The 20401-nt window shown below is 51.0% G+C and carries 20 protein-coding genes, 1 tRNA gene and 2 pseudogenes; 16 read left to right on the top strand and 7 right to left on the bottom strand.

Features of this window, described 5'->3' with window-relative positions; translation table 11 throughout:
• Positions 1-22: 22 nt before the first annotated feature.
• The 4 genes from RG807_RS04240 to RG807_RS04225 all read left to right on the top strand — a co-directional run bounded on the left by RG807_RS04240 (position 23) and on the right by RG807_RS04225 (position 5310).
• Entirely contained in the window at positions 23-1498 is a 1476-nt protein-coding gene (locus RG807_RS04240; RefSeq protein ID WP_309043770.1) for an FAD-linked oxidase C-terminal domain-containing protein, read from the top strand.
• Complete coding sequence (gene glcE / locus RG807_RS04235) at positions 1491-2558, top strand: glycolate oxidase subunit GlcE (protein WP_309043769.1); 1068 nt, start codon at positions 1491-1493, stop codon at positions 2556-2558. Before RG807_RS04240 ends, glcE begins: the two co-directional genes overlap by 8 nt.
• A gap of 161 nt (positions 2559-2719) precedes the next feature.
• A complete protein-coding gene (glcF, locus tag RG807_RS04230) occupies positions 2720-3928 on the top strand; it encodes a glycolate oxidase subunit GlcF (RefSeq protein ID WP_309043768.1) in 1209 nt (402 codons plus the stop codon).
• A gap of 173 nt (positions 3929-4101) precedes the next feature.
• Positions 4102-5310: a multidrug effflux MFS transporter gene (locus tag RG807_RS04225; RefSeq protein WP_309043766.1), complete on the top strand. Its 1209-nt coding sequence runs from the start codon at positions 4102-4104 to the stop codon at positions 5308-5310.
• 9 nt (positions 5311-5319) lie between these two features.
• On the opposite strand, the gene RG807_RS04220 is transcribed toward RG807_RS04225, so the two are convergent.
• Entirely contained in the window at positions 5320-7065 is a 1746-nt protein-coding gene (locus RG807_RS04220) for a SulP family inorganic anion transporter (protein WP_309043765.1), read from the bottom strand.
• 80 nt (positions 7066-7145) lie between these two features.
• Complete coding sequence (locus RG807_RS04215; protein ID WP_309043764.1) at positions 7146-7538, bottom strand: globin family protein; 393 nt, start codon at positions 7536-7538, stop codon at positions 7146-7148.
• Positions 7539-7769: 231 nt separating this feature from the next.
• Here RG807_RS04215 and RG807_RS04210 point away from each other — a divergent pair, with 231 nt between their 5' ends.
• Entirely contained in the window at positions 7770-7925 is a 156-nt protein-coding gene (locus RG807_RS04210; protein ID WP_309043763.1) for a hypothetical protein, read from the top strand.
• 9 nt (positions 7926-7934) lie between these two features.
• Here the strand turns inward: RG807_RS04210 and RG807_RS04205 are convergent, their stop codons facing one another.
• Positions 7935-9050: a sterol desaturase family protein gene (locus RG807_RS04205; protein ID WP_309043762.1), complete on the bottom strand. Its 1116-nt coding sequence runs from the start codon at positions 9048-9050 to the stop codon at positions 7935-7937.
• Positions 9051-9227: 177 nt separating this feature from the next.
• On the opposite strand from RG807_RS04205, the gene RG807_RS04200 reads away from it, so the two are divergent.
• On the top strand, positions 9228-9668 hold the full coding sequence (locus RG807_RS04200) for a universal stress protein (RefSeq protein WP_309043761.1): 441 nt from the start codon (positions 9228-9230) through the stop codon (positions 9666-9668).
• Between the two features lie 189 nt (positions 9669-9857).
• Here RG807_RS04200 and RG807_RS04195 read toward each other — a convergent pair whose 3' ends face one another.
• Positions 9858-10109: a DUF4172 domain-containing protein gene (locus RG807_RS04195; protein WP_309043760.1), complete on the bottom strand. Its 252-nt coding sequence runs from the start codon at positions 10107-10109 to the stop codon at positions 9858-9860.
• 153 nt (positions 10110-10262) lie between these two features.
• Between RG807_RS04195 and RG807_RS04190 the strand changes: the two genes are divergently transcribed.
• The 3 genes from RG807_RS04190 to RG807_RS04180 all read left to right on the top strand — a co-directional run bounded on the left by RG807_RS04190 (position 10263) and on the right by RG807_RS04180 (position 13737).
• A complete protein-coding gene (locus RG807_RS04190) occupies positions 10263-11987 on the top strand; it encodes a sensor domain-containing diguanylate cyclase (RefSeq protein ID WP_309043759.1) in 1725 nt (574 codons plus the stop codon).
• 314 nt (positions 11988-12301) lie between these two features.
• On the top strand, positions 12302-12793 hold the full coding sequence (locus RG807_RS04185) for a hypothetical protein (protein ID WP_309043758.1): 492 nt from the start codon (positions 12302-12304) through the stop codon (positions 12791-12793).
• A gap of 113 nt (positions 12794-12906) precedes the next feature.
• Entirely contained in the window at positions 12907-13737 is an 831-nt protein-coding gene (locus tag RG807_RS04180) for a hypothetical protein (protein WP_309043757.1), read from the top strand.
• 111 nt (positions 13738-13848) lie between these two features.
• Here the strand turns inward: RG807_RS04180 and RG807_RS04175 are convergent, their stop codons facing one another.
• Positions 13849-14085, bottom strand: a complete 237-nt coding sequence (locus RG807_RS04175) for a hypothetical protein (protein WP_309043756.1) — start codon at positions 14083-14085, stop codon at positions 13849-13851.
• A gap of 145 nt (positions 14086-14230) precedes the next feature.
• Here RG807_RS04175 and RG807_RS04170 point away from each other — a divergent pair.
• From RG807_RS04170 to RG807_RS04140, 7 genes and pseudogenes are all read left to right on the top strand, one after another.
• Positions 14231-14905 (top strand): annotated as a pseudogene (locus RG807_RS04170) (SOS response-associated peptidase).
• A 315-nt stretch (positions 14906-15220) separates the two neighbouring features.
• Entirely contained in the window at positions 15221-16315 is a 1095-nt protein-coding gene (locus RG807_RS04165) for a nucleoid-associated protein (RefSeq protein ID WP_309043755.1), read from the top strand.
• Positions 16312-17295, top strand: a complete 984-nt coding sequence (locus RG807_RS04160; RefSeq protein WP_309043752.1) for a GTP pyrophosphokinase — start codon at positions 16312-16314, stop codon at positions 17293-17295. The genes RG807_RS04165 and RG807_RS04160 overlap by 4 nt, the downstream gene beginning before the upstream one ends.
• A 163-nt stretch (positions 17296-17458) precedes the next feature.
• A complete protein-coding gene (locus tag RG807_RS04155) occupies positions 17459-17827 on the top strand; it encodes a hypothetical protein (RefSeq protein WP_309043751.1) in 369 nt (122 codons plus the stop codon).
• A gap of 279 nt (positions 17828-18106) precedes the next feature.
• Positions 18107-18628 (top strand): hypothetical protein, encoded by a 522-nt coding sequence (locus RG807_RS04150; RefSeq protein ID WP_309043750.1) that lies wholly within the window; start codon positions 18107-18109, stop codon positions 18626-18628.
• Positions 18625-19548 (top strand): annotated as a pseudogene (locus RG807_RS04145) (phage integrase). Before RG807_RS04150 ends, RG807_RS04145 begins: the two are co-directional and overlap by 4 nt.
• Positions 19549-19633: 85 nt before the next feature.
• Positions 19634-19801: a hypothetical protein gene (locus RG807_RS04140; RefSeq protein WP_309043749.1), complete on the top strand. Its 168-nt coding sequence runs from the start codon at positions 19634-19636 to the stop codon at positions 19799-19801.
• A gap of 71 nt (positions 19802-19872) precedes the next feature.
• Here RG807_RS04140 and RG807_RS04135 read toward each other — a convergent pair.
• Positions 19873-19948, bottom strand: a tRNA-Phe gene (locus RG807_RS04135).
• 121 nt (positions 19949-20069) lie between these two features.
• Entirely contained in the window at positions 20070-20342 is a 273-nt protein-coding gene (locus tag RG807_RS04130; protein ID WP_298449145.1) for an oxidative damage protection protein, read from the bottom strand.
• Positions 20343-20401: the final 59 nt, after the last annotated feature.

The following is a 20401-nucleotide window of genomic DNA, read 5'->3' as shown; positions in this document are numbered from 1 at the left end:
CAGGCGGTTTGAGGAAGGCCTTATGACAACCAAACCAACCATCAGCAAAGCGGAGCTGGCTGAACAGCTCCGAGCCTTTGTTGATGCAGATTTCGTTATTACTGATGACGAAACCATGAAGCCCTACGAATGCGATGGCATGTCCATGTACTGCGAAATGCCGTTGCTGGTAGTGCTACCGGAAACCGTTACCCAGGTGCAGCGGATCATGCGAATCTGCCATAAGCATGGGGTTCCGGTTGTTGCCCGCGGAGCGGGTACGGGGCTCAGTGCAGGTGCCATGCCGAACAAAGAAGGCGTGGTGCTGTCGCTTGCCAAGTTTAATCGCATTCTGAACATCGACCCGCTGGCACGAACGGCCAGCCTGCAACCTGGGGTTCGCAACCTCGCTATCAGCGAAGAGGCCGCTCAATACGGCCTTTACTACGGCCCAGACCCTTCATCACAAATTGCCTGCACCATTGGTGGCAACGTGGCGGAGAACTCGGGTGGTGTGCACTGCCTTAAGTACGGGCTGACGGTACACAATCTCCTCAGTGTGGAAATAGTCACCGCTGAAGGTGATGTGGTAACTGTGGGGAGCGACGGGCTGGATAGCTGCGGCATGGATCTACTCGCCCTGCTAACCGGATCGGAAGGGCTGCTGGGCGTGGTAACAGAAGTGAAGGTAAAACTTCTGCCCAAGCCTGAAGTGGCACAGGTGGTGATGGCCGGTTTCGACAGCGTACAAAAAGCGGGTGATGCAGTTGGCGGCATTATCTCCCACGGCATTATCCCTGGTGGCTTGGAGATGATGGACGGCTACGCCATTGTGGCAGCCGACGACTTTGCCGGAGCCGGCTATCCCCGAGACGCAAAAGCGCTGCTTCTTTGCGAGGTGGATGGCACCGAAGAAGAAGTACACGAGCACATTGCCGAGGCGGAAGAGGTTTTCCGCAAACTTGGCGCCACCTCGGTTCGCACCTCCCAAAGCGAAGAGGAGAGGGCGCTGCTATGGCTGGGGCGGAAATCTGCATTCCCGGCCGTTGGTCGTATATCCCCCGACTACTACTGCATGGACGGCACCATTCCCCGGCGACACATTGCTTATGTGTTGTCTGAAATGGAAAAAATGTCTGCAGAGTTCGGCTTGCGCGTCGCCAACGTATTCCATGCCGGTGATGGCAACCTGCATCCGTTGATCCTGTTTGATGCAAACGTACCGGGGGAATTCGAACGTACCGAAGCCTTTGGCGCGGCAATCCTGAAAATGTGCGTGGATGTGGGTGGCTGCATTACTGGTGAACATGGCGTGGGCGTGGAAAAGATCCGCCAGATGGCGATTCAGTTCAATGATGAGGAGCTGCAGCAATTTCACGATGTGAAAGCTGCGTTTGATCCAACTGGCATTCTCAATCCGGGCAAAGCTGTGCCTGCGCTGAAATACTGCCAGGAATATCGGTCACTCGAATACAAACAACACAAGCACGAACATACGGAAGCCGCACAACATGGCTGATATCTCTCAACAACTGCAGGAGCAAGTGCTCCAGGCCCGCGCTGGCGGGGAGAAACTCAACATAGTGGGCGGCAACACCAAAGCCTTCATTGGCCGGGAACCCAGTGCAGAAGCCGGCACCCTCAACGTGGGCGAGCATACAGGCATAGTGGATTACCATCCCGTAGAGTTGGTGATGACCGTACGTGCAGGCACGCCCCTGGCTGACATTGAAACGGTGCTAGCTGAGCAAGGCCAAGCGCTGCACTTTGAGCCTCCCCACTTTGGCCCCGAATCCACCATTGGCGGCACGCTCGCCTGTAACCTTTCCGGACCAGCCAGACCCTGGACTGGATCGGTGCGAGATCAAGTTCTGGGCATTCGCCTGATTAACGGCAAAGGCGAGCATTTGCGGTTTGGCGGCGAAGTGATGAAAAACGTCGCCGGCTATGATGTCTCCCGCCTCCAGGCGGGAGCTTTAGGCACCCTGGGGCTCATCACTGAAATCAGCCTCAAAGTAATGCCCAGCCCCGCCGCTAGCATGACCTTAGTGCAGGAAATGGGCATGGACGAAGTCCTCCACTACATGAACAGCCGCTCAGCCGAACCTAAACCCATCACAGCCGCCTGCTGGGTAGACGGCAAAGTCTATCTACGCCTCTCCGGAGCCAAATCAGCTGTAGAAGCCACCGCAGAAAAGTGGAGTGGTGAGGTAATGGAAGCAGGCGCAGAATTCTGGCGCTCAGTACAAGACATGCAGCACGACTTCTTCACCGGAAGCGACGAAGCGCTATGGCGATTCTCCGTTAACTCCACTGCTGCGAACCCCGCCATCGAAGGCGACTGGTTCATCGACTGGGCAGGCTCCCAGCGCTGGTTCCGGGGTGCGGGACAGCTGAGCGACATGGAACCATTGGCTCGCGCCGCTGGCGGACAGGTCAGCCTGTTCCGGGGTGGTGACAGAAGTGGCGAGGTGATGCACAGCCAACCGAATGCGCTTAAAACAATCCAGCAGCGGGTGAAAAACTCGTTCGACCCCGACGGAATATTTAACCCGGGCAGGTTATATAGCTGGATGTAGATTCGCCAAGGTCAGAACAGCGATGGGGCGGATAACTCTCTGAAACTGTGCGAAGCCATGGATGGCGTAGCCAAGCGTACAGGGAAGTATTCACAGCGTGTTTCAGAGAGTTATCCGCCTCATCGCGACACCACCGATTTTGAAGCTTTAGCAGGCACGATATGCAAACAAATTTAGTCCAGCAGTTCGCTAATACAACAGAAGGGCAGGAAGCAGAAGCCATACTGCGGGCTTGCGTCCACTGCGGATTCTGCACCGCAACCTGCCCAACCTACCAGGAATTGAACGACGAGCGCGACGGCCCCCGAGGCCGCATCTACCTCATGAAAATGTTCCTCGAAGGCGCCGAAGTTACCGAAAAAACCCGTGAACACCTCGACCGCTGCCTAACCTGCCGCAGCTGCGAAACCACCTGCCCCTCGGGCGTTAAGTACGGTCGCCTTCTGGATATCAGCCGCGACCTTATTGATAAAGAACTGCCACGCCCCCCGAAAGAAAAGTGGATGCGCTGGGCGCTCGCGCGAGTAGTCCCCAACCGGGTGCTGTTTGGATACCTGCTGAAACTCGGGCAAACCTTCGCCCCAATACTGCCCGCCAAACTGCGAGCCAAAGTACCCCCGAAAAAACAGGCCAGCCCCTGGCCCGCCGCAAGCCACAACAGAATAGTTTTGGCGCTGGCGGGCTGTGTACAGCCATCTGCAACACCGAACACCAACGCCGCTGCCGCTCGAGTGCTGGACAAGCTCGGCATCACCATGGTCGAAGCCCCGGAAGCAGGATGCTGTGGCGCGGTGAACTACCACCTCTCAGAGCACGAGAAGGGCCTGGAGCGCATGCGCCAGAACATCGATGCCTGGTGGCCAGCCATCGAATCCGGCGCAGAAGCGCTGATTATGACCGCCTCAGGTTGTGGCGCCATGGTGCAGGACTACGGGCACTTGTTAAGAAACGACCCGGTTTACGCAGCTAAAGCCGCTAAGGTCAGCGAGCTATGCACCGACCTTGGTGCATTTTTGCTAGAACAGGATCTCGAAAGCCTCAAGGTGCAGAACACCTCTGGCAAAGTTGCCTTTCATTGCCCCTGCACACTTCAGCACGCTATGAAGCAGAGCGGTGTTGTGGAGCAGTTGCTTACCAAGGCAGGCATCAGCTTGGCCATCACCAAAGACAAGCACTTATGCTGTGGTTCTGCCGGTACCTATTCGGTGTTGCAGCCAGAACTAAGCCAGAAACTGCTGGGCAATAAGCTCAAAGCACTGACGGTGGATAACCCTGACTGCATTGTAACGGCCAACGTAGGTTGCCAAATGCACCTTGAGACCAAAGCCCAAGTGCCGGTGCAGCACTGGATAGAGCTGCTTGATCAATAAGTAGTAAGGCTAGCCTGCTCTGTATTCCTTATGATGATTGTGATGCTCCCTCAGTGATTTCCGTCACTAAGGGAGTGAATCTTGCTGCTATGCGCTAGACTGCTAAGTTGTAAGCACGCTAACAATCCACGGTTGCAGCACCCTCTGTCTGGCCCTCTCATTTGGATACCGATTTGAATACAACCCCGATGTCCCACCTTCAGCTAGCTGTCCTACTGGGCATGACCGTTGCCTTGGGGCCCTTGGCACTTGATGCATACTTGCCCGCTTTTCCGGAAATTGCTGATGAGCTGGGTGTTGGGCATGGAGGCGTTGGCCTCACCTTGAGTGCTTATATTGGTGCTTTGGGGCTTGCGCAGTTGCTGGGCGGGCCATTATCCGACCGCTATGGCCGACAGCGGATATTGTTCGCCGGGCTGCTGGTTTTTGCTATTGCCGCCTATATGGTTGCCCAGTCTGAAACGCTTACCAACATGCTGGGCTGGCGAATCGTGCAGGGCATTGGTGGTGCGTTTTGCGCAGTGTCTGTACCGGCTATAGTGCGTGACCAAACCAGTGGTCAGGATGCTGCCCGGCTGTTCGGGTTGATTGGCCTGGTTATGTTCATTGCACCTGCTGCTGCCCCCTCCATTGGCTCAGCACTGCTGTATTTCAGCGAGTGGCATGTGATCTTCCTTATGCTGGCAGGTTACGCAGCCCTGCTGGCCGTTGTTCTGCATTTCCAATTGTTTCGGCGCCTACCTCCCCGCCAAACAGAACGCACCCCGGTTGCCACGCTGGTAACCAACTATGGGCTGGTGCTTCGTCATGGTGTCACCATGCGTTTTGTTGGCCTGCAAGCGTTGTGCTTCAGCTCCATGATGGTGTTTATCACCCACGCATCGTTTATTTATCAGGAGTGGTTCGGGCTCTCGAATGCGACCTTTTCAGGGCTGTTCGCTGCCAACATAGTGGCTATGGCAAGCCTGAATCTGCTCAACCGTCGCCTGCTAAACAAATATGAATCCGTGCGTATTCTCAGAATCTGTGTGTTCCTGCAGGCCATTGCTGTGAGCGCGCTGGTAATCTGCGCTTGGGCGGGCGCACCCTACTGGGTGATAGCAGGCTGCATTATTGTTGCAGTTGGGTTCATGGGCGCCATTATTCCCAACAACATGGCCAATGCCCTGGAGTTCTTTCCCCATCTTGGCGGCACTGCAGCAGCAATGTTGGGCGCTGCACAGTTCACGATTGCGGGCGTGATAAGCGCACTGTCAGCCACCCTGGCTGGTGGAGCCTTGTTGCCTATCGTGTTGGTTATGGCGGTGTGCATTTACGGCGCTGCTGTGCTGGCTGCTGGCGGGCCAGCAGCGATTGAGCGTAAGAAGCAGGCCTGGGGTTAGCTGGCAGAACTAGCTTTTGGCGCGCCGTGCCTTTGCCGCATTGCTCTGCTTGGCAATCGAGGCGCGGGAACTGATGCCCTGATCAATGTACAACACTGCATCTGTAATTTGAGGGAACATGTGCTCATTTAGCACATACGGCCCCAGTGTAGATGATTGTGTGAGGGTGTCGCGCACAGGACCAATCAGGCTAACCAGATAGAATTCAATGCCCTGTTCCCGCAGATTTTCAATCACGCTTTCCAGCATGATTAACGACGTGGTATCGATGCTGCTAACCGATTGAGCATCGAGAATCACGCCTTTCAAAGCACCCTCCGGGCGCTTCTTGATAAGGCTGTATAGCCGGCTTTTGAAATAGTCTTTATTGGCGAAATAAAGGGGTGCATCGAAGCGGAAAATAAGCAGGTCTTTGCGAACGCTGGTGCTCTCGAATCGAGTTATGTTGCGATAGAGATCTTCGCCATCAAGTTTGCCGAGTTCGGCCATGTGTGGTGTTGTGCTGTTATAAATCACCAGCATCAGCGATACCGCTACGCCCACCAGCAAACCCTGCTGTACTCCCAACAAGATGGTGATAACAAAGGTGACCAGCAGAATCAGAAACTCTTTTCTGTCTTGCCGGAACAGCGCCTTCATTTCCTTATATTTGAATAGCCCCAACACCGACATAACGATAATCGCTGCCAGAGCAGCTTTCGGTAGGGGGTAGTCGGTGAACAGAGGCGTGAGGAAAATCACCGTGATCGCAATCAAGGCAGAAGAAATGAGCCCGGACACCTGAGTTAGTGCGCCCGCTTCCCGCATCGCCGCGCTACGAGAAAAACTGGCTGAAACCGGAAAACTGCGAAACATGGCACCCAGAGCATTGGCCAAACCGAGTGCAATCAACTCCTGATTGGGTTGGGCGCTGCGTTTGTCTTTAGGCGATTCCTGGGATTTGCAAATCGACATGGTGCCTACAAATCCCATCAGGGCTACGGTAAATGCCACCGGCAGCAGCTCACCAAGCTTTGCAAGATCAAAATCCGGGAACTGCAACGAAGGGAAACCCTGGGGTACAGAATTGATAACTTCTACACCCGCCTGCCCGGCATGGAAAAGCCCCGAGAGCAGCATGGTGCCAACCAGCAGAATCAGCGCGCTAGGCACCTTTGGCGCACGATGTTTACACAGATATATAAACAGCAGGCTTGCCACAGAAATAGCTACGGTAAGGCCATGCCAGTTGGCTATGTTCAGGAGTAGTTGGTAGCACAGGTCGAGCACGTTGGCGCTATCAACATGCACTCCCGTCAGGCTTTGGAGCTGGCTACCTATGATGATCAGGGCCGCAGCCGAGGTGTAGCCAACAACTACCGGGTAGGAGAGGAAGTTGGCGATAAACCCGAAGCGAAGCACCCCAAACAGAAACTGAATCAAGCCAACCAGCAGGGTTAACTCAATGGCAAGCTGGAGGTATTGGTCTGAGCCAGGCTCTGCGAGCACGCTGAGGCCGGAGAGAATAAGAATGGCGTCTAGTGCCACCGGCCCAATGGAAATCTTGTTGGAGGTTCCCAGCAGGGCGTACAACAGCGGCGGAAAGATCGACGCATACAGCCCAAACTCTGGTGGCAGGCCGGCCAGCACCGCATAGCCCATGCTTTGCGGGATTAGCATAACGCCAATAGCCAGGCCCGATACCACGTCCCGCCTTAATGTGTGGGCCGAGTATCCTTGCAACCAGAGCAAGCCGGGCAATAGTTTGAAAAGCATAAAAACAGTTTATCGCTTGAGGGCTGGCATTCAAGTGTGTGGAAATCGATGGGCTGAATCAAGAAGTATCAGTGGGGCGCTCAGTAGGCCCCGCGAATCAGATCGATTCCCGGGGTCAGCACCTCTTCCCATGCATCGCCAAGTTCTTTGGTGTACTCAGGATCATGCAGGCGAACGGTTTTCAGTAGCGAGTCCAGCCAAAACGAGTACCACTCAGGATTGATGTTCAGGTTTGAGCGGTTATGGCTCTCTCCAAGTGCTTTGAGCTTGCGGTCTGGCATACCACGTGCGGTAAGAATCAGTTGCAAAACGCCGTGGCGAAGAAGATGCCGTTGCGCGGGCATGTCTGTATTCACAAAGCGGTTCTTGATGGCATCGGCGCTCGACATGAAATGGTCGTAAAAATCGATAAAAAACTCATCACGGTTGCAGCACCTTCCGTAGCTTTGGAAAACCAGATCGGTGTTATTCATATGCGTTGAGAGGTCCTTCAAAAATAGAGGGCAATTGAGTAGGGCGCTAAGGGTAATGGCTGGCCGTCGTTTCTTCTGTTGAGTTTTGTAAACGAACGAGGAAGCACAGGGCGCGCTAAATGCAGCAGAAGGCAGACAGGCCATGAGGTGCGTGTCTTTCCCTATATTCTTTGCAGTCTCGGTAACTGCTAAGATGCAGGGTTAAAACACAATGCCAATGGAGACATCACGATGGCGAAAAAGAAGCTAAGCCCCACAAAGCACAGTGCTGTGCAGCGGGAACTCAAAACCCCCAAGTATCAAATGCGCGTGGTCGAAGACAAAAGCAAATATCGCCGCAGCCGCGACAAAAATGGACGGATGGAGGATTTTCGCAAAGCTGCCTGAAGGGCTGTTTTACGAAAATCCTTCGTTTGTGCTGTTTGATGACACTACTTCAAGGGACTTGCGCTTAGTGCCATTGAGTAGATAGGCGCAGCCGTAAAGACAGGCAACTATCACCATCGAAAGCACGGCCTTTTTCCACAAGGGCAGGCTGAACTGTTCAAACAGCAGGTGGCTGATCAAGGGGAGGGTGGCTAAAAACAGAGCAATCGCCGTGATTTTTTGCCAGAGGCTTACTTCCGGGTCGTACTTTTTATAGTTCTCAATATCATAGGGCGTCCACGGATCGTTCTCGGTGACATCCGCAGGGCGCCAACCCGTGGGCATGAACCATAGCTTGATCTTGTCCGTCCACTTTCCGGTATTTACTGCGTCTTTCCAAAGCCTTGCCCACCAATCCACATGAGCGTTTAGCGGGTCCCAGCTTCGATAGGGTTTGCGCACACCGTAAACGCAGGGCTCATCATCCCGCTCTTCTGCCCAGGTACCAAAAAGCTTGTCCCAAAACATGACCACGCCGCCATAGTTCTTGTCGACATAGCGGGGGTTAACTGCATGGTGAACGCGGTGGGCAGAAGGCGTGTTAAAAATGCCTTCAATTAGCGGTACCCGACCAATAGCTTTGGTGTGTATCCAGAACTGGAAGAACTTGTTCAGAAGCAATACCGTTGCGAAGACTTCGATTGGGCAACCCATAAATGCCATTGGAAGAAAGATCGGGAATACCAATGTGTCCTGCAGGGCGCCTTGGCGGAGAGCCACGGTAAAATTGTACTCCTCACTTTGGTGGTGGGGCAGGTGACCATTCCACATAAAGTTGATGGTATGGGACAGGCGGTGGCCCCAGTAGTAAAAGAAGTCGTAAACGAAGAAAAACAGAATCCAGGTGAATGCCGAGCCCATGCTCCATTCAAACACTCCAAACCTGTTGGACAGATAGGCAAAGATCACGAACAAACTGCCTTTCGTAAACAGTTCGAATATCAGCGTAATAATTCCGCAGCTCATGTTTGTAAGGCTGTCATTCACTCGCAGCGAAGTCCGGTTCTTACGCCAGAAAAACAGTGACTCCAAGCCTATAAACAGTAAAAAAAACGGAATGGAAAAAGCTACATAGTGGTCAGCCATGGTCGCCCTCATTATTTTTATTTATGGGTTGAAGGTACCTTGGCATTAAAACAAAAGCTTGTTGGAACGCGACAACCTGTTGCTTTTAGACGCGGCGAAAGAGCTGTTTTTCACGAGAAGTTCCAGCGTCTGCCTGTGCTATGGTATTGGCGTACCTAACAGAAATGGAGGTGTGTCATGGCAACAGTTACTTCTTGCATAGTGGTGGCCTGTGATGGTTCAGACCACTCATTAGAAGCGGCGAGGATGGCAGCAGGGTTGGCAAAGGCGATGGGGCAACCACTCAAGCTCTTGTCGGTATTCCCGAGTTCACGGGTAGAAAGGTTGGTGGTTGGTGGCGCCATGCCTGAAAGCATTGATAAAGAGGTGGAAGGCTACGGGCGCGAAGTGCTTGATGCCGCCAGAAAAGCGGTGGGCAGCACAGTTGAGCCAGCTGAAGATATTCTGCTAAGAGGCGACCCTGCCAAGGATATTCTGGACTACCTGAAAGATAATCCAGGCGTGCATCTTGTACTGGGGCGTCGCGGCCATTCGTTGGTGCGCAGTCTTACGCTGGGTAGCATCAGCGAGAAAGTGGTTCGCCACGCAACAGGGCCGGTTACTGTTGTTAACGGGTGATGTTGAGTTTTCAGCCGGCCAGCTCAAGTGATGTGAGCTGGCCGGCGCAGAGTCGGCCTGTATTCAGTCAGGCGTCTCCCTTGTTGTTTTCAAGTCTTACGCCGTAGCGTGTGCTTCGCCCGCCTCCAGGCAACTTATCGAGACAGCCAAGTTCCAGAAGTTCAGCCAGAACAGCGTCTTTGCCAAAACTCACTCTACTCTTAGCAGTGCCTGCTGCTGCGCCTCTTCCAGAAGGAAGGTAACCAGTGAGTCTGATTCAGGATTGCCACGCTCCGCCATGCCGGCTTGCTCAATTCCCAGCTGGCGAGCCACAGACGAACGCACCAAACTGACATCCAAGTGCTCACTTTCGATTTCGCTGGTGCGAATGGCATTCTGGATCAGGGCATCCATTTCCACTTCAAGATCGGCCTGCTCCGGGGCCAGTTCAGTTCGGCTCAAAGAGCCCAAATCGCGCTAGCGCGACTTGGGCAGGTTGAAATCATGTGAAGGCTGAATTCCTGAGCATCTTTGTCAAGCGTAAACTAATACAGTATAAGAACGTAAAAAACGCAGGGCAGGGTTACTTGTTTTGCAAGCAAAAGGCCCCTCTCCATGTCGCACCCGATAATGTTTCCAGTTGCCACTGTAGTGGTGCCCGGCAGACTGATTGTGTCCATTCTCTTGCTGTGGGTTGTCAGTATTGCAGCGCACGCAGCGCCAACCTTGGATGTAAGTGGTGACGAGATCCACCTGACGGACTTTTCCGTCGGGTACTTTGTTGATAACTCGCAATCACTGAGTTACGAGGAAGCCCGCGAGAAGCCTTATGAGGCCGCAAACAGCACAGCTACTCTTGGCACTGGAGTGTCGGTTACATGGCATCGGATTGCGCTGCATAATCCTGGAGCTCACGACAAGGCTCTGTTTCTGCACATGCCCATGGCTTACCAGGTGCGCGCAATCGATATTTACGAAGAACGCTCCCAAGGCATGGAAGGGCAGGCGGCGGTTGATCTTAACGAGGCCAGCGACAATCCCTTGATGCATCGGGGGACGATAGTCTATCCATTCTCTGTGCCTGCGGGGGAAACCACAGTTTTATTTGTTCGAAGCCATCTGTACTCACATCAGTGGTTTGCGGCGGAAATATACGACGATAAGCACTCGCGAAAAGCCTTGGTGGGTGGGCATCTCGACATTGCACTACTGGTCGGAATGATGATGGCGCTGGTGTTCTATAACGGCCTGCTTTACTTCGCCACCAGCAAGAAAGAGAACCTGCTCTACTCCCTCTACCTCATTTCGGGTGTTGTCTGGATAGCCCTCTCCTACGGGCTGCTTGCCAAAGCGTTCAATATGTACGGAGATGCCGTGTTCATATTGAACCTATCTGTATTTACCATGCCGATTTTTCTTGTGCTGTTCATGATGGTGATTTTCGAAACCCGTGAGTTTTATGTTACCGAACATAGAATACTCAAGGGATTGCTGGCCCTACTGATTGCAGGCCTCGCTTACGGCCTCTTCGATATTGAAGGCGCTTTGATACCCGCAAGCAGCCTGGCAGCACTGATGATGGTGGTCACTTTTTCGGTAAGCCTCTCGATATTGCGCAAAGGCCACCCCTTGGCAAAATTCTTTCTCGTGGGGCATAGCTTCTTTGTCGTGTTCAACGGGTTTGCGGTGCTGTTCTACAAAGGCCTGATCGAGCCCAATTACCTCAACAGCCACGGTGTCGGGGTTGGTATCGTGCTGGAAGCGATCACTCTGGCATTTATCATTTCGTACCGAATCAAAGTGCTGGAAGATATCCGGTCCCAGCAGGATGAGCTCAAACGGCAGGCAGCGACTGATCCGCTTACCCAGCTTTATAATCGGCGGTTTTTTATGACCGAAGGTGAGCATCTGGTTCAGCAGGCGAGAACTACAGGGGAGCAGGTCTCTGTTATTGCCCTGGATATCGATCATTTTAAAGCAGTGAACGACACCTACGGGCACCACGCTGGAGACCTGGTTTTGAAAGATATGGCCGGTATTTTCCAGAAATTCAGCCGAAGCAGGGATCTGATTGCCCGCTTTGGCGGCGAGGAGTTTGTGATTCTTTTACCCGGCGCCGATCAGGCAGAGGCCGAAGGCTGCGCTGAGCGTATCCGCCAAGGCGTTGAGAAGCATGTGGTTCAAGCCGGCGAAAACGTGACTATTCGGGTTACGGTAAGCTTGGGTGTTGCACAAGTGAATAGTCACATGGAATCGGTGGAGGATGCCGTCAAGAGGGCCGACAAGGCGCTATACGAAGCTAAAGAAGGCGGGCGAAACCGCGTGTGCTTTGTGGTTTGAAAGCGGAATTGCGAAGAATGGATGTTCAGAAACAACAAAACCCGCACAAGGCGGGTTTCATCTGAATTCTTAATGGTGCCCGGAGGCGGAATCGAACCACCGACACGAGGATTTTCAATCCGCTGTACCTTACACACCGTACTACACACGAATCCACAAATCCCGTTAATTCAGGTGTTTCCCGAAGTCGGGTGTCACTATACTGCACTGTAAACCGCGATATCGTGGACGCTTTGGGGACACCTCATTCATGGTCCGTGATTTAAGCTCTAACACGGTATCGTAGACTTGAAGCCTTTAATGCTAGGAAGCCTATGTCTTTTCGTATCCTGCTTGTATTAACGCCTTTGGTGTTGGCCGCATGTTCCTCGCCCCAGCGTATTGAGCCAACGTATGATGAACACTTGGAGAGTGCCCTCCTGGGAACATGGAACTGTACACTGGAGGCAGTCTTTCCAGAGGGTGCTCTGATGCTTTCGTCTACAGATCAGTACTTGCCTACGGGCAAAGCTAACTCGTTCGGCGAGCTGGTGTTTCATTACAGCGAGTATGAGGATAAAATTGTCTACTCTGTAGCGACTTCAGATTCATGGCAGGTGGTGGATGGCAACTTATTATTTACCACGCATGACGCCCGTATAAAGAACATTTCTCACCCCGGAATGGACGATATTCTCAATATCGAAGAGCTTTTCCCCGAAGATGTAAGCACCGCTTCAAGAATTCAAGAGCTTACTGGGGATAGGTTAGTTTTTCATGTAGACAAAGAGTTTCTGCCTGTAGAGTGCGATCGGGCCGATATCTGACCTGAGTTCTTTAGGCAATATCACTATTAGCAGTGCACCGTCCATCGAAGAATAAAGTGCACCCGCACTGTGGAACAGGTGAATAGGCTCATTGAAGGAAAGGAAAATTCCTAATGCTGGACATGTTGGAGCTCCTTTGGGAAACAGTGTTCCCTGTTGTTGAGCAGAACGGAGTTGTATTCTCGGCCTTAGTTGCCGCGATCGCTTTCGCCTTTAAGACGAGGCTAGAGGTCAAACAGTCCGTTAGGCACGCATTGTTCCTCGTGATGCAGGTTAGAATTTCTCTCTCCTCTTACTCTGAGGATATAAAAGGTAGCGTATCGGAAACCGTAGAATCTGTGATGGGTGATCTAGGAGGGTTAGGAGTACCAGTGGATGAGGAAGCGCTTGAGGTGAACAAATCGCAAGCTGAGCAGTTTGGATTAGCCCTGGAGGAGCGTTTTTTTGCTTTGGATGGAATGAGTTTTTCGGATTCCATCAGAAATGCTACCAGGGAGTTGTCTAGGTGCGATCCATTCATGGGGAACAAAATCACCTTCATTAGTAAGTTGCCGTCCGTGCTTGAGTCTCAAAAGGAGTATCTTTCAAATATTGAGAGGATTAGTGCAGAGCTATCTGATGAATCGTTGCCGCCTCATGTTGTCGAGAATACCAGGACGGTGTGTAAACGTTTTATCAAAGAAAAAAATGCCAAAGTGATTGAGGAGCTAATTTCCGAAGTTGATTCCACACTTCGAGAATTGGCGAGAAAGAGTAGCTGGTATCATCGGTGGAAAATTAATCGCCTCATAGCGAGGTGGGATTCCGAAACCCCTGAAGATTTTATGCAACCGGAGCCAGATGGCCTTAAAGAAGTGCTCCATAAGATTGCAGGCGAGATTCAGATTTTGAACAAGCAGCACGAAGAAGCTGTGGCTGATTCTTCTAAAGCTGACCGGGCTTAGCGTGTAAGCAAATGCTTGCGCAGTTTTAGGAAATATAGCGTTCAGGTAAGACCTTGAAGGCGTTACATTTATCCTGAGCTGTTTGGTCAGGACGATCCAGTTCGTTGACACCTAGTCGTCAATATCCCCTGGGCCTTTCCAGTTGGGTATGTTTCGATATTTATCCGCGAATGATTTAGTGCCTCCTGATACCTGAGGGAAAGGCTTCTTCACCTTTTTCAAGCTTTGCATCCAGCCGCGTTCGTACGCATTGAACTTCTCAGAACCTGGCGAGTATGGGTTGGCATAGCGGCCTTGCTGATTGAAGTAGTCGTCTTTGCCTTGGCGGATTATGTCTTCATGAATCATTCAGCGCGACCTCCTTTGTCGGTCTTCAACACCTCTTGGTGAGTTGAAATATAACCACCGATGACTTTACCTATAGAAGTGCTGCGATAAGTTATCGAACCACTACATATCATAATAGTTGATTATGAGCTGAAAGGTGTAAGTAATGTGCGGCCGCTACAACGTACTCGACGATCCACTAGTCCAGGATCTACTCGAAATCCTGGGTATCCCCATTCGCGCCCAAACCCGCCTCAACATAGCACCTGGTGCAAAAGGTCAGATCGTATACGAAACCAACCAGGGCAGAACCCTTGAAGACGCCATCTGGTCACTACTCATAGAACGCAAGCCAGATGGTAGCGGCTACCGCCCCTCGCCAAAGTACAGCACCTTCAACGCCCGATCGGGCAGCCTAGGCACCAGCCCACTCTGGAAGAAACGCTTTCACAGCCAGCGGGCCATCATACCGGCTAGCGGTTTCCATGAATGGGCAGGTGAGAAAGGCCATAATCAGTGCTACAACATCCACCCGGCCGACAGCGCCATTGCCTTTGCCGGCCTGTATGAACTGTGAGACTTCAAGGAAGAAGTGATACCGTCGTTCACCATCATCACCCTGCCACCACACCCCAGGTTCAGTCACATCCACCCGAAAAGCATCCCGCTCATGCTCAACCGGGAAGACTTTGACATGTGGCTAGACCCTAGCCTGACCAACACAGACCCATTCCAGGACTTACTCAAAACCCGAATCTGGGAGCCTCTGTTGGTAGAGCCCATAAAATCCCCCGCCATCCTGGAACAAACCCGCCAGGCACAACGAATTGAACCGGATTAACCGACATCACAGAAAGGGCAGCGTGGGAAATACCTCACGCCGAATTAGGAAAAAACGCCTAAACGTAACAACTCGTAACCGTACACTGACAGTAAGCCGTTTGGTCAGGAAAACCGGGGATTACCGCCGGCAGGGATGCCAGGCAAGCGCGACACTTGCAGAGTGGTGTGACTCTCGGGAGAGTTCTGGACTTCACTCTATTATTCTGCTCTGGCAATTTAAATATAGTTTCTTTGTGTGAATATGAATTGAAATAGTCGATTTTAAACTATAAGTTTTGAGGTTTAACAATAAACCAATTTGGATGTGTCAGGGATGCAACTAATAAACCTAGAAATCGACCGAATTATAATTCATCAGGTATACCAGAGAGACCAGGAGGGTCAAAAGGTCGATCCTCTTCAAAGCCACGACTACACTCGGTTTGATAAGAATGCTATGGACGCATTTATTACGAGGGTCAGAGATGCATTAGGTGAGGAGTCTAGTGCAGTTCCGATGCAAATCGTAAACCAAAATGACGGGGACCTACCCAGGTTAGTCGACGATGTTATGGAAATGGGTGATTCAGATTTTTCTGTTTCGTCCTATGATTTTGCTCTCAAGTTGGCTAGTGCCCAACAGAGGAGATCAATTCCGGGTGGAATCTTGGTGGTTTTTACCGGTACTCAAGGGGCTACCCCTAAGAGGTTCTTGGGATTGATAAAGGCAGAGGTTCACAGTGGATATGAGAAAGAGGTTAATACCGATACTCAAGAGATTTCACTAAAGTTTGTCGAAGAGCTTCTTCTTACGCCTGGAACAAAGCTTTATAAAACCGCAGCATTTTTCGAAAAACCAAAATACGGAAATGAAGTTGAAGATCTTAATCAGAAATGGACAGTCATGATCTCTGATTACCAGATTAGCAGAACTGATGGTAAGGCAGCTGCCCAATATTTCTATTCGGACTTTTTAGGTTTTGGTTACCCAAAATCTAGCGCTAGAACAACAAAAAATTTCTATGATTCCGCGAATAAATTTATCGCTGACTTAGACGTTTCAGAGTCAGATAAGAGCGAGCTTTTAAATGCATTAACAACTTACTTAAAGGTAGAAAAGACACCAACTGTCAGCTCTTCAGATTTCGCGTCAAAGTACTTTAATGATGAAACTAAAGATGATTTCCTAGCTCACATGGAGGACTCGGGTGTTCCCACTTCTGCTTTCACGAAAGATATTGAGCATATTGAGAGCAAGCTTAAATTTCGAAAAGTTAAGTTTGGTGGGAATATCAAGTTTTGGGCGCCGCATGAAGTCTTTGCTGAAAAGGTTAGCATGGAGACTATACCTGGTGACCTAGATGAGTCAGGCCAGCCAGCTCAGTGGACAAAAATACTGGTTAAAGATCGGGTGATGCAGCAAGAATGAAGGAAAGCGATTTTTTACAAAATTGGCACGAAGAAAAATCTTCCTACGAAGCTTGGGGGGGATTTGTTGCTGAAGAAATACTTTCTCATTTGCGAGCAAATGAAATTGATACCACATCGTTTCTCAAGGTTCCTCCGATTCCTAGGTTGAAAACCGATGCTTCGCTACTTGATAAAGCCTTTTACAGGAAAAGTAAAAAATATAAAAATCCATATGACGAAATTGAAGACAAGGTCGGTGTTCGCTTTGTTGTTCTTTTGCTTGGCGATATTGAGACTATAAATAAAGTGATTGTGAACCATCCAGCATGGGAATACGACGCGTGCAAGCACTTTAACGAAGACAGGCGACGTGACCCCCTTTTGTTTACATATCAGTCAGTTCATTTCATCCTACGCCCGAAGATAACATTCGAGTTTGGAGGTGTTTATGTTCCTGCCGGCATGCCTTGCGAAGTCCAGGTTCGAACTCTGTTGCAGCACGCTCATGCAGAGCTTACTCATGATGCTATATACAAGGCGAAAAGGGCGATTCAGCCTGAAGTGCATAGAACTGTCGCTAAGAGCATGGCTCTTATTGAGACGACAGATGATTTCTTTGGTCAGGTGTCCTTAAAGCTCTCGTCTGGGCCATTAGAGGAACTTGGTGTAGATGCAAGATTAGACGGAATGTATCGAAGTATAACTGGGAACTTTCCGTCTAATCAAAAGTCCTCGATTGTGATATGGGATGAGTTTGAAGACCTAATTACAGGTGACTTGCCTAGTTTGATCGAAAGTTTTCTTGCCAGAAACCAATTTCTGGGTGAAATAATAGTCAAGAAATATCTTGATAATGGCCTATATCAACAAAGCGTTGTTTTATTTATCTATTGGATGCTTAAAAGAAAAAGGACTAGGCTTTTGAAGGACTGGCCTCTAGAACGTGTGTTGTTAGATTCTTTAGCTACAGATCTTGGTATTTCTCTTGAGAATCATTGAGTTAAAATTTCCGGGCTTGCTTTCTCCAATACCTTTTTATAACTAATATTTCAGTCCCCCACGCCTGATTAAAAGTAGAATCGTTTAATCTGCCTGAAACCGCCACCACACACTACGACGGCCAGCCCTCTTTTGCTTGTTGTTCGATCCCGAAGGCCAGCAAGTGAACCTGAGTAATGTCAACGTCCTATGGACCGAAACCGACACGGTAAGACAATTGTTCCAGGGAAGACTGAAGCCCGACATCCTCGCGGAATTTGCCAACGAATACGAATCCGGCTACCACGCCACTCTCACCATCAATAAAGTTCCGTTCCGGCTCCAGTCCGGAAGGCGAGGGGGCTTTAAATACATCCTGCGAAACCGGGAATATGGCTTGACGATACTGATCCAGAACTTCTATGCCGAAGCGGATGCCTTGGGTACCCACGTAAAGATTGAAACCTCTCCCCGCTGGCTCTATGAACGCTCCAGCGACCAGATACACGACGAACTGGCAGAGTGGGGTATGTACTTTCTGAAAGGCATTTAACCGGTTGGAATCGCGCTTCATCTGGCCGCGGACTTTCAGGGCTGGGAGCCTCCCCAGGACCTGCGTCAGCACTTCGTCACCCGCTCGAAAACCGTGAGCGTCCACAACGGTATGAGTGACCTTCACTTCCAGGGCCAGGACGGTTCAACCGTGAACGGACGTGGTGAAACCTACACCTTCGGCAAAGCCAACAGCTTGCAGGTGTGCCTCTACGAAAAATCCTAAGAAGTCGACGTCAGCGACAAACATGCTTTCATGGAAGGCATCTGGGAATGTGCTATGAATGAAGAGTGCTTCCCGGGCACTTGTTACGATCCTGATAAACCCGTCTGGCATCTGGAAATCCGTTTTCATCACCGGATCGTCAACGAGATCTCCGAGGGCACACCTGGCATGAAGCCCATCTATACCTACATGGACGCTGTCCCGCATCTGACCGGCCTCTGGCAATACGCCCTGAAATCCAACCGCTACGAAGTAAAGCGTGAATGGGTACGCCCCATCTGGACCAAACTCAGAGACGACATCGGCTTCGGCTATTCAGCCCCGGACCTGCTCTGCAAACGCGCAAAAAAGGAACCCGGTTGCGGCAACGAAAAGAACGTCTCTCTGGCCTTCGGAAACCTGCTTTCCATCTATGCACGCAACCGGTTTAACGCAAGACAGGCTTGGGACTGCCTCAAAAAATCCGGCCTCTGGGAGGATCTGTGCGCCTATTACCGGCGAAGAAAAATCTTTGAAAGCGAACTCTTCCAGGACGGACTCATAAGACGACGACTGCTGACTAAGGTGGCCGCATGATCAAAAAACTACCCTCGGGAAAATGGCAGGTAGATATTCGACAGGATGGCCGTGGCTCCAAACGCCTCAGAAAGAGCTTTGATTCAAAAGCTGGAGATCAAACATGGAATCCCTCCAAGGATCGCCGTCGACTAGAAGGCCTGAGCCAGCAATGGTATGACGCACATGGCCACACCCTGAAAGACGGAGAACAGAGGAAACGGAAGCTGGATGCATTGGCTGACAAGCTTCAGAATCCCAGGGCAACCGAGTTGACCGTTTCCGACTTTGCCACCTATCGCCGTTCAAGAATAGAGAACGACGGGGTCGAGCAGAATACGTTGAATCACGAACACGCCTACCTGAATGCTGTCGTTAACGAACTGATTCGACAGGGTGAATGGCACCAGCCGAACCCGATTAGAAACTTGAGAAAGTTCAAGCTGGACGAGCAGGAGCTGCCATTTCTTGACCAGAAGCAAATTGCCCGTCTCCTCGATGAATGCAAAACCTCCTCAAATTCCAGTCTTTATCACGTTACCTGTTTAGCGTTGGCAACAGGTGCCAGATGGTCAGAGGCCGAAGGCGTTACCTGGTCAAACTTCACGCCATACCGGGTGACCTATAATTACACCAAATCCGGCAAATCCCAGAGTGTGCCTATTTCCGAAACGCTTTATAAGGATCTAGTTAAAGAGACTCACTTTTTCAGCTGCAGTGCAGCATTCCGAAAAGCCATTGAGCGTGCGTAAATTGACTTACCTCGTGGTCAGTTCACGCACGTTTGCCGGCACACCTTTGCTAGCCACTTCATCATGAGCGGAGGAGACATTCTTACCTTGCAGCGAGTGCTAGGCCACTCGGACATAAAGTTGACCATGCGATACGCTCATGTTTCTCCGGATCACTTTGCCATAATTCATCACTATTCGCCTATATAGCGCCATAATATTGTAATGTCACTATATGTTGTGTTTATTCTTGGTGGGGGCTAATCTTGAGTGGTAGCAAAAAAGGAGAAGGTGCATGACTGAGAAGACTTTTCAGGATCTCATTGAAGAGGAATGGGATGCTCTTGAAGATTACATGAGCGGGGAATATAGCTCCCGGAAACGAGAGCGCTGGATTGAAGCTAGGGACGAAGCGGGAGCTGAATTTTGGAGGTTAGCGGGAGGTAATCGGGGGCAGGAGTAGTGAAAGAATATAGGGGGTGGACACTAGAAACAACAAAACCCGCACAAGGCGGGTTTCATCTGAATTCTTAATGGTGCCCGGAGGCGGAATCGAACCACCGACACGAGGATTTTCAATCCTCTGCTCTACCGACTGAGCTATCCGGGCAAGTTGCTATACTGCTGTGCAACGGGGCGCTATTAAACCGGTTTCGGTGTAGTGAGTCAAGGCCGGCCCGGAAAAATATCTGATTCTTTTCAGGGTTGGTCAGGCTTTGATCAAACCGGGGTTATTTCTCCGGTGGTACATAGCCTTCGGCTTTGTCGAAAGGTTCGTTGTTAAAGAAATGCTCCATCTGAGCTTGCAGGTACTTGCGGGTGTTCGGGTCTATCAGGCTCAGGTGCTTTTCGTTGATGAGCATGGTTTGCTCGTGCTGCCATTCTTCCCAGGCCTGTTTGGAGATGTTGTCGTAGATGTCCTGACCCCTGGCGCCTGGCATGGGGGGGAAGCTCAGGCCCTCGAGATCTTTCTGGTGTTTACGGCAGAAAACGGTACGGCTCATGATCGCTCCTGTTGTCAAAGATAAGTAAATGGATGATATCAGATAGTGCCGGCTGAGCG

It is taken from the genome of Marinobacter sediminicola (assembly GCF_031157525.1).
In the GTDB taxonomy this organism is placed as follows: Bacteria; Pseudomonadota; Gammaproteobacteria; order Pseudomonadales; family Oleiphilaceae; genus Marinobacter; species Marinobacter sediminicola.
The sequence above is the reverse complement of the archived record's forward strand: the minus strand, read 5'-3'. Positions and strand labels throughout refer to the sequence as shown.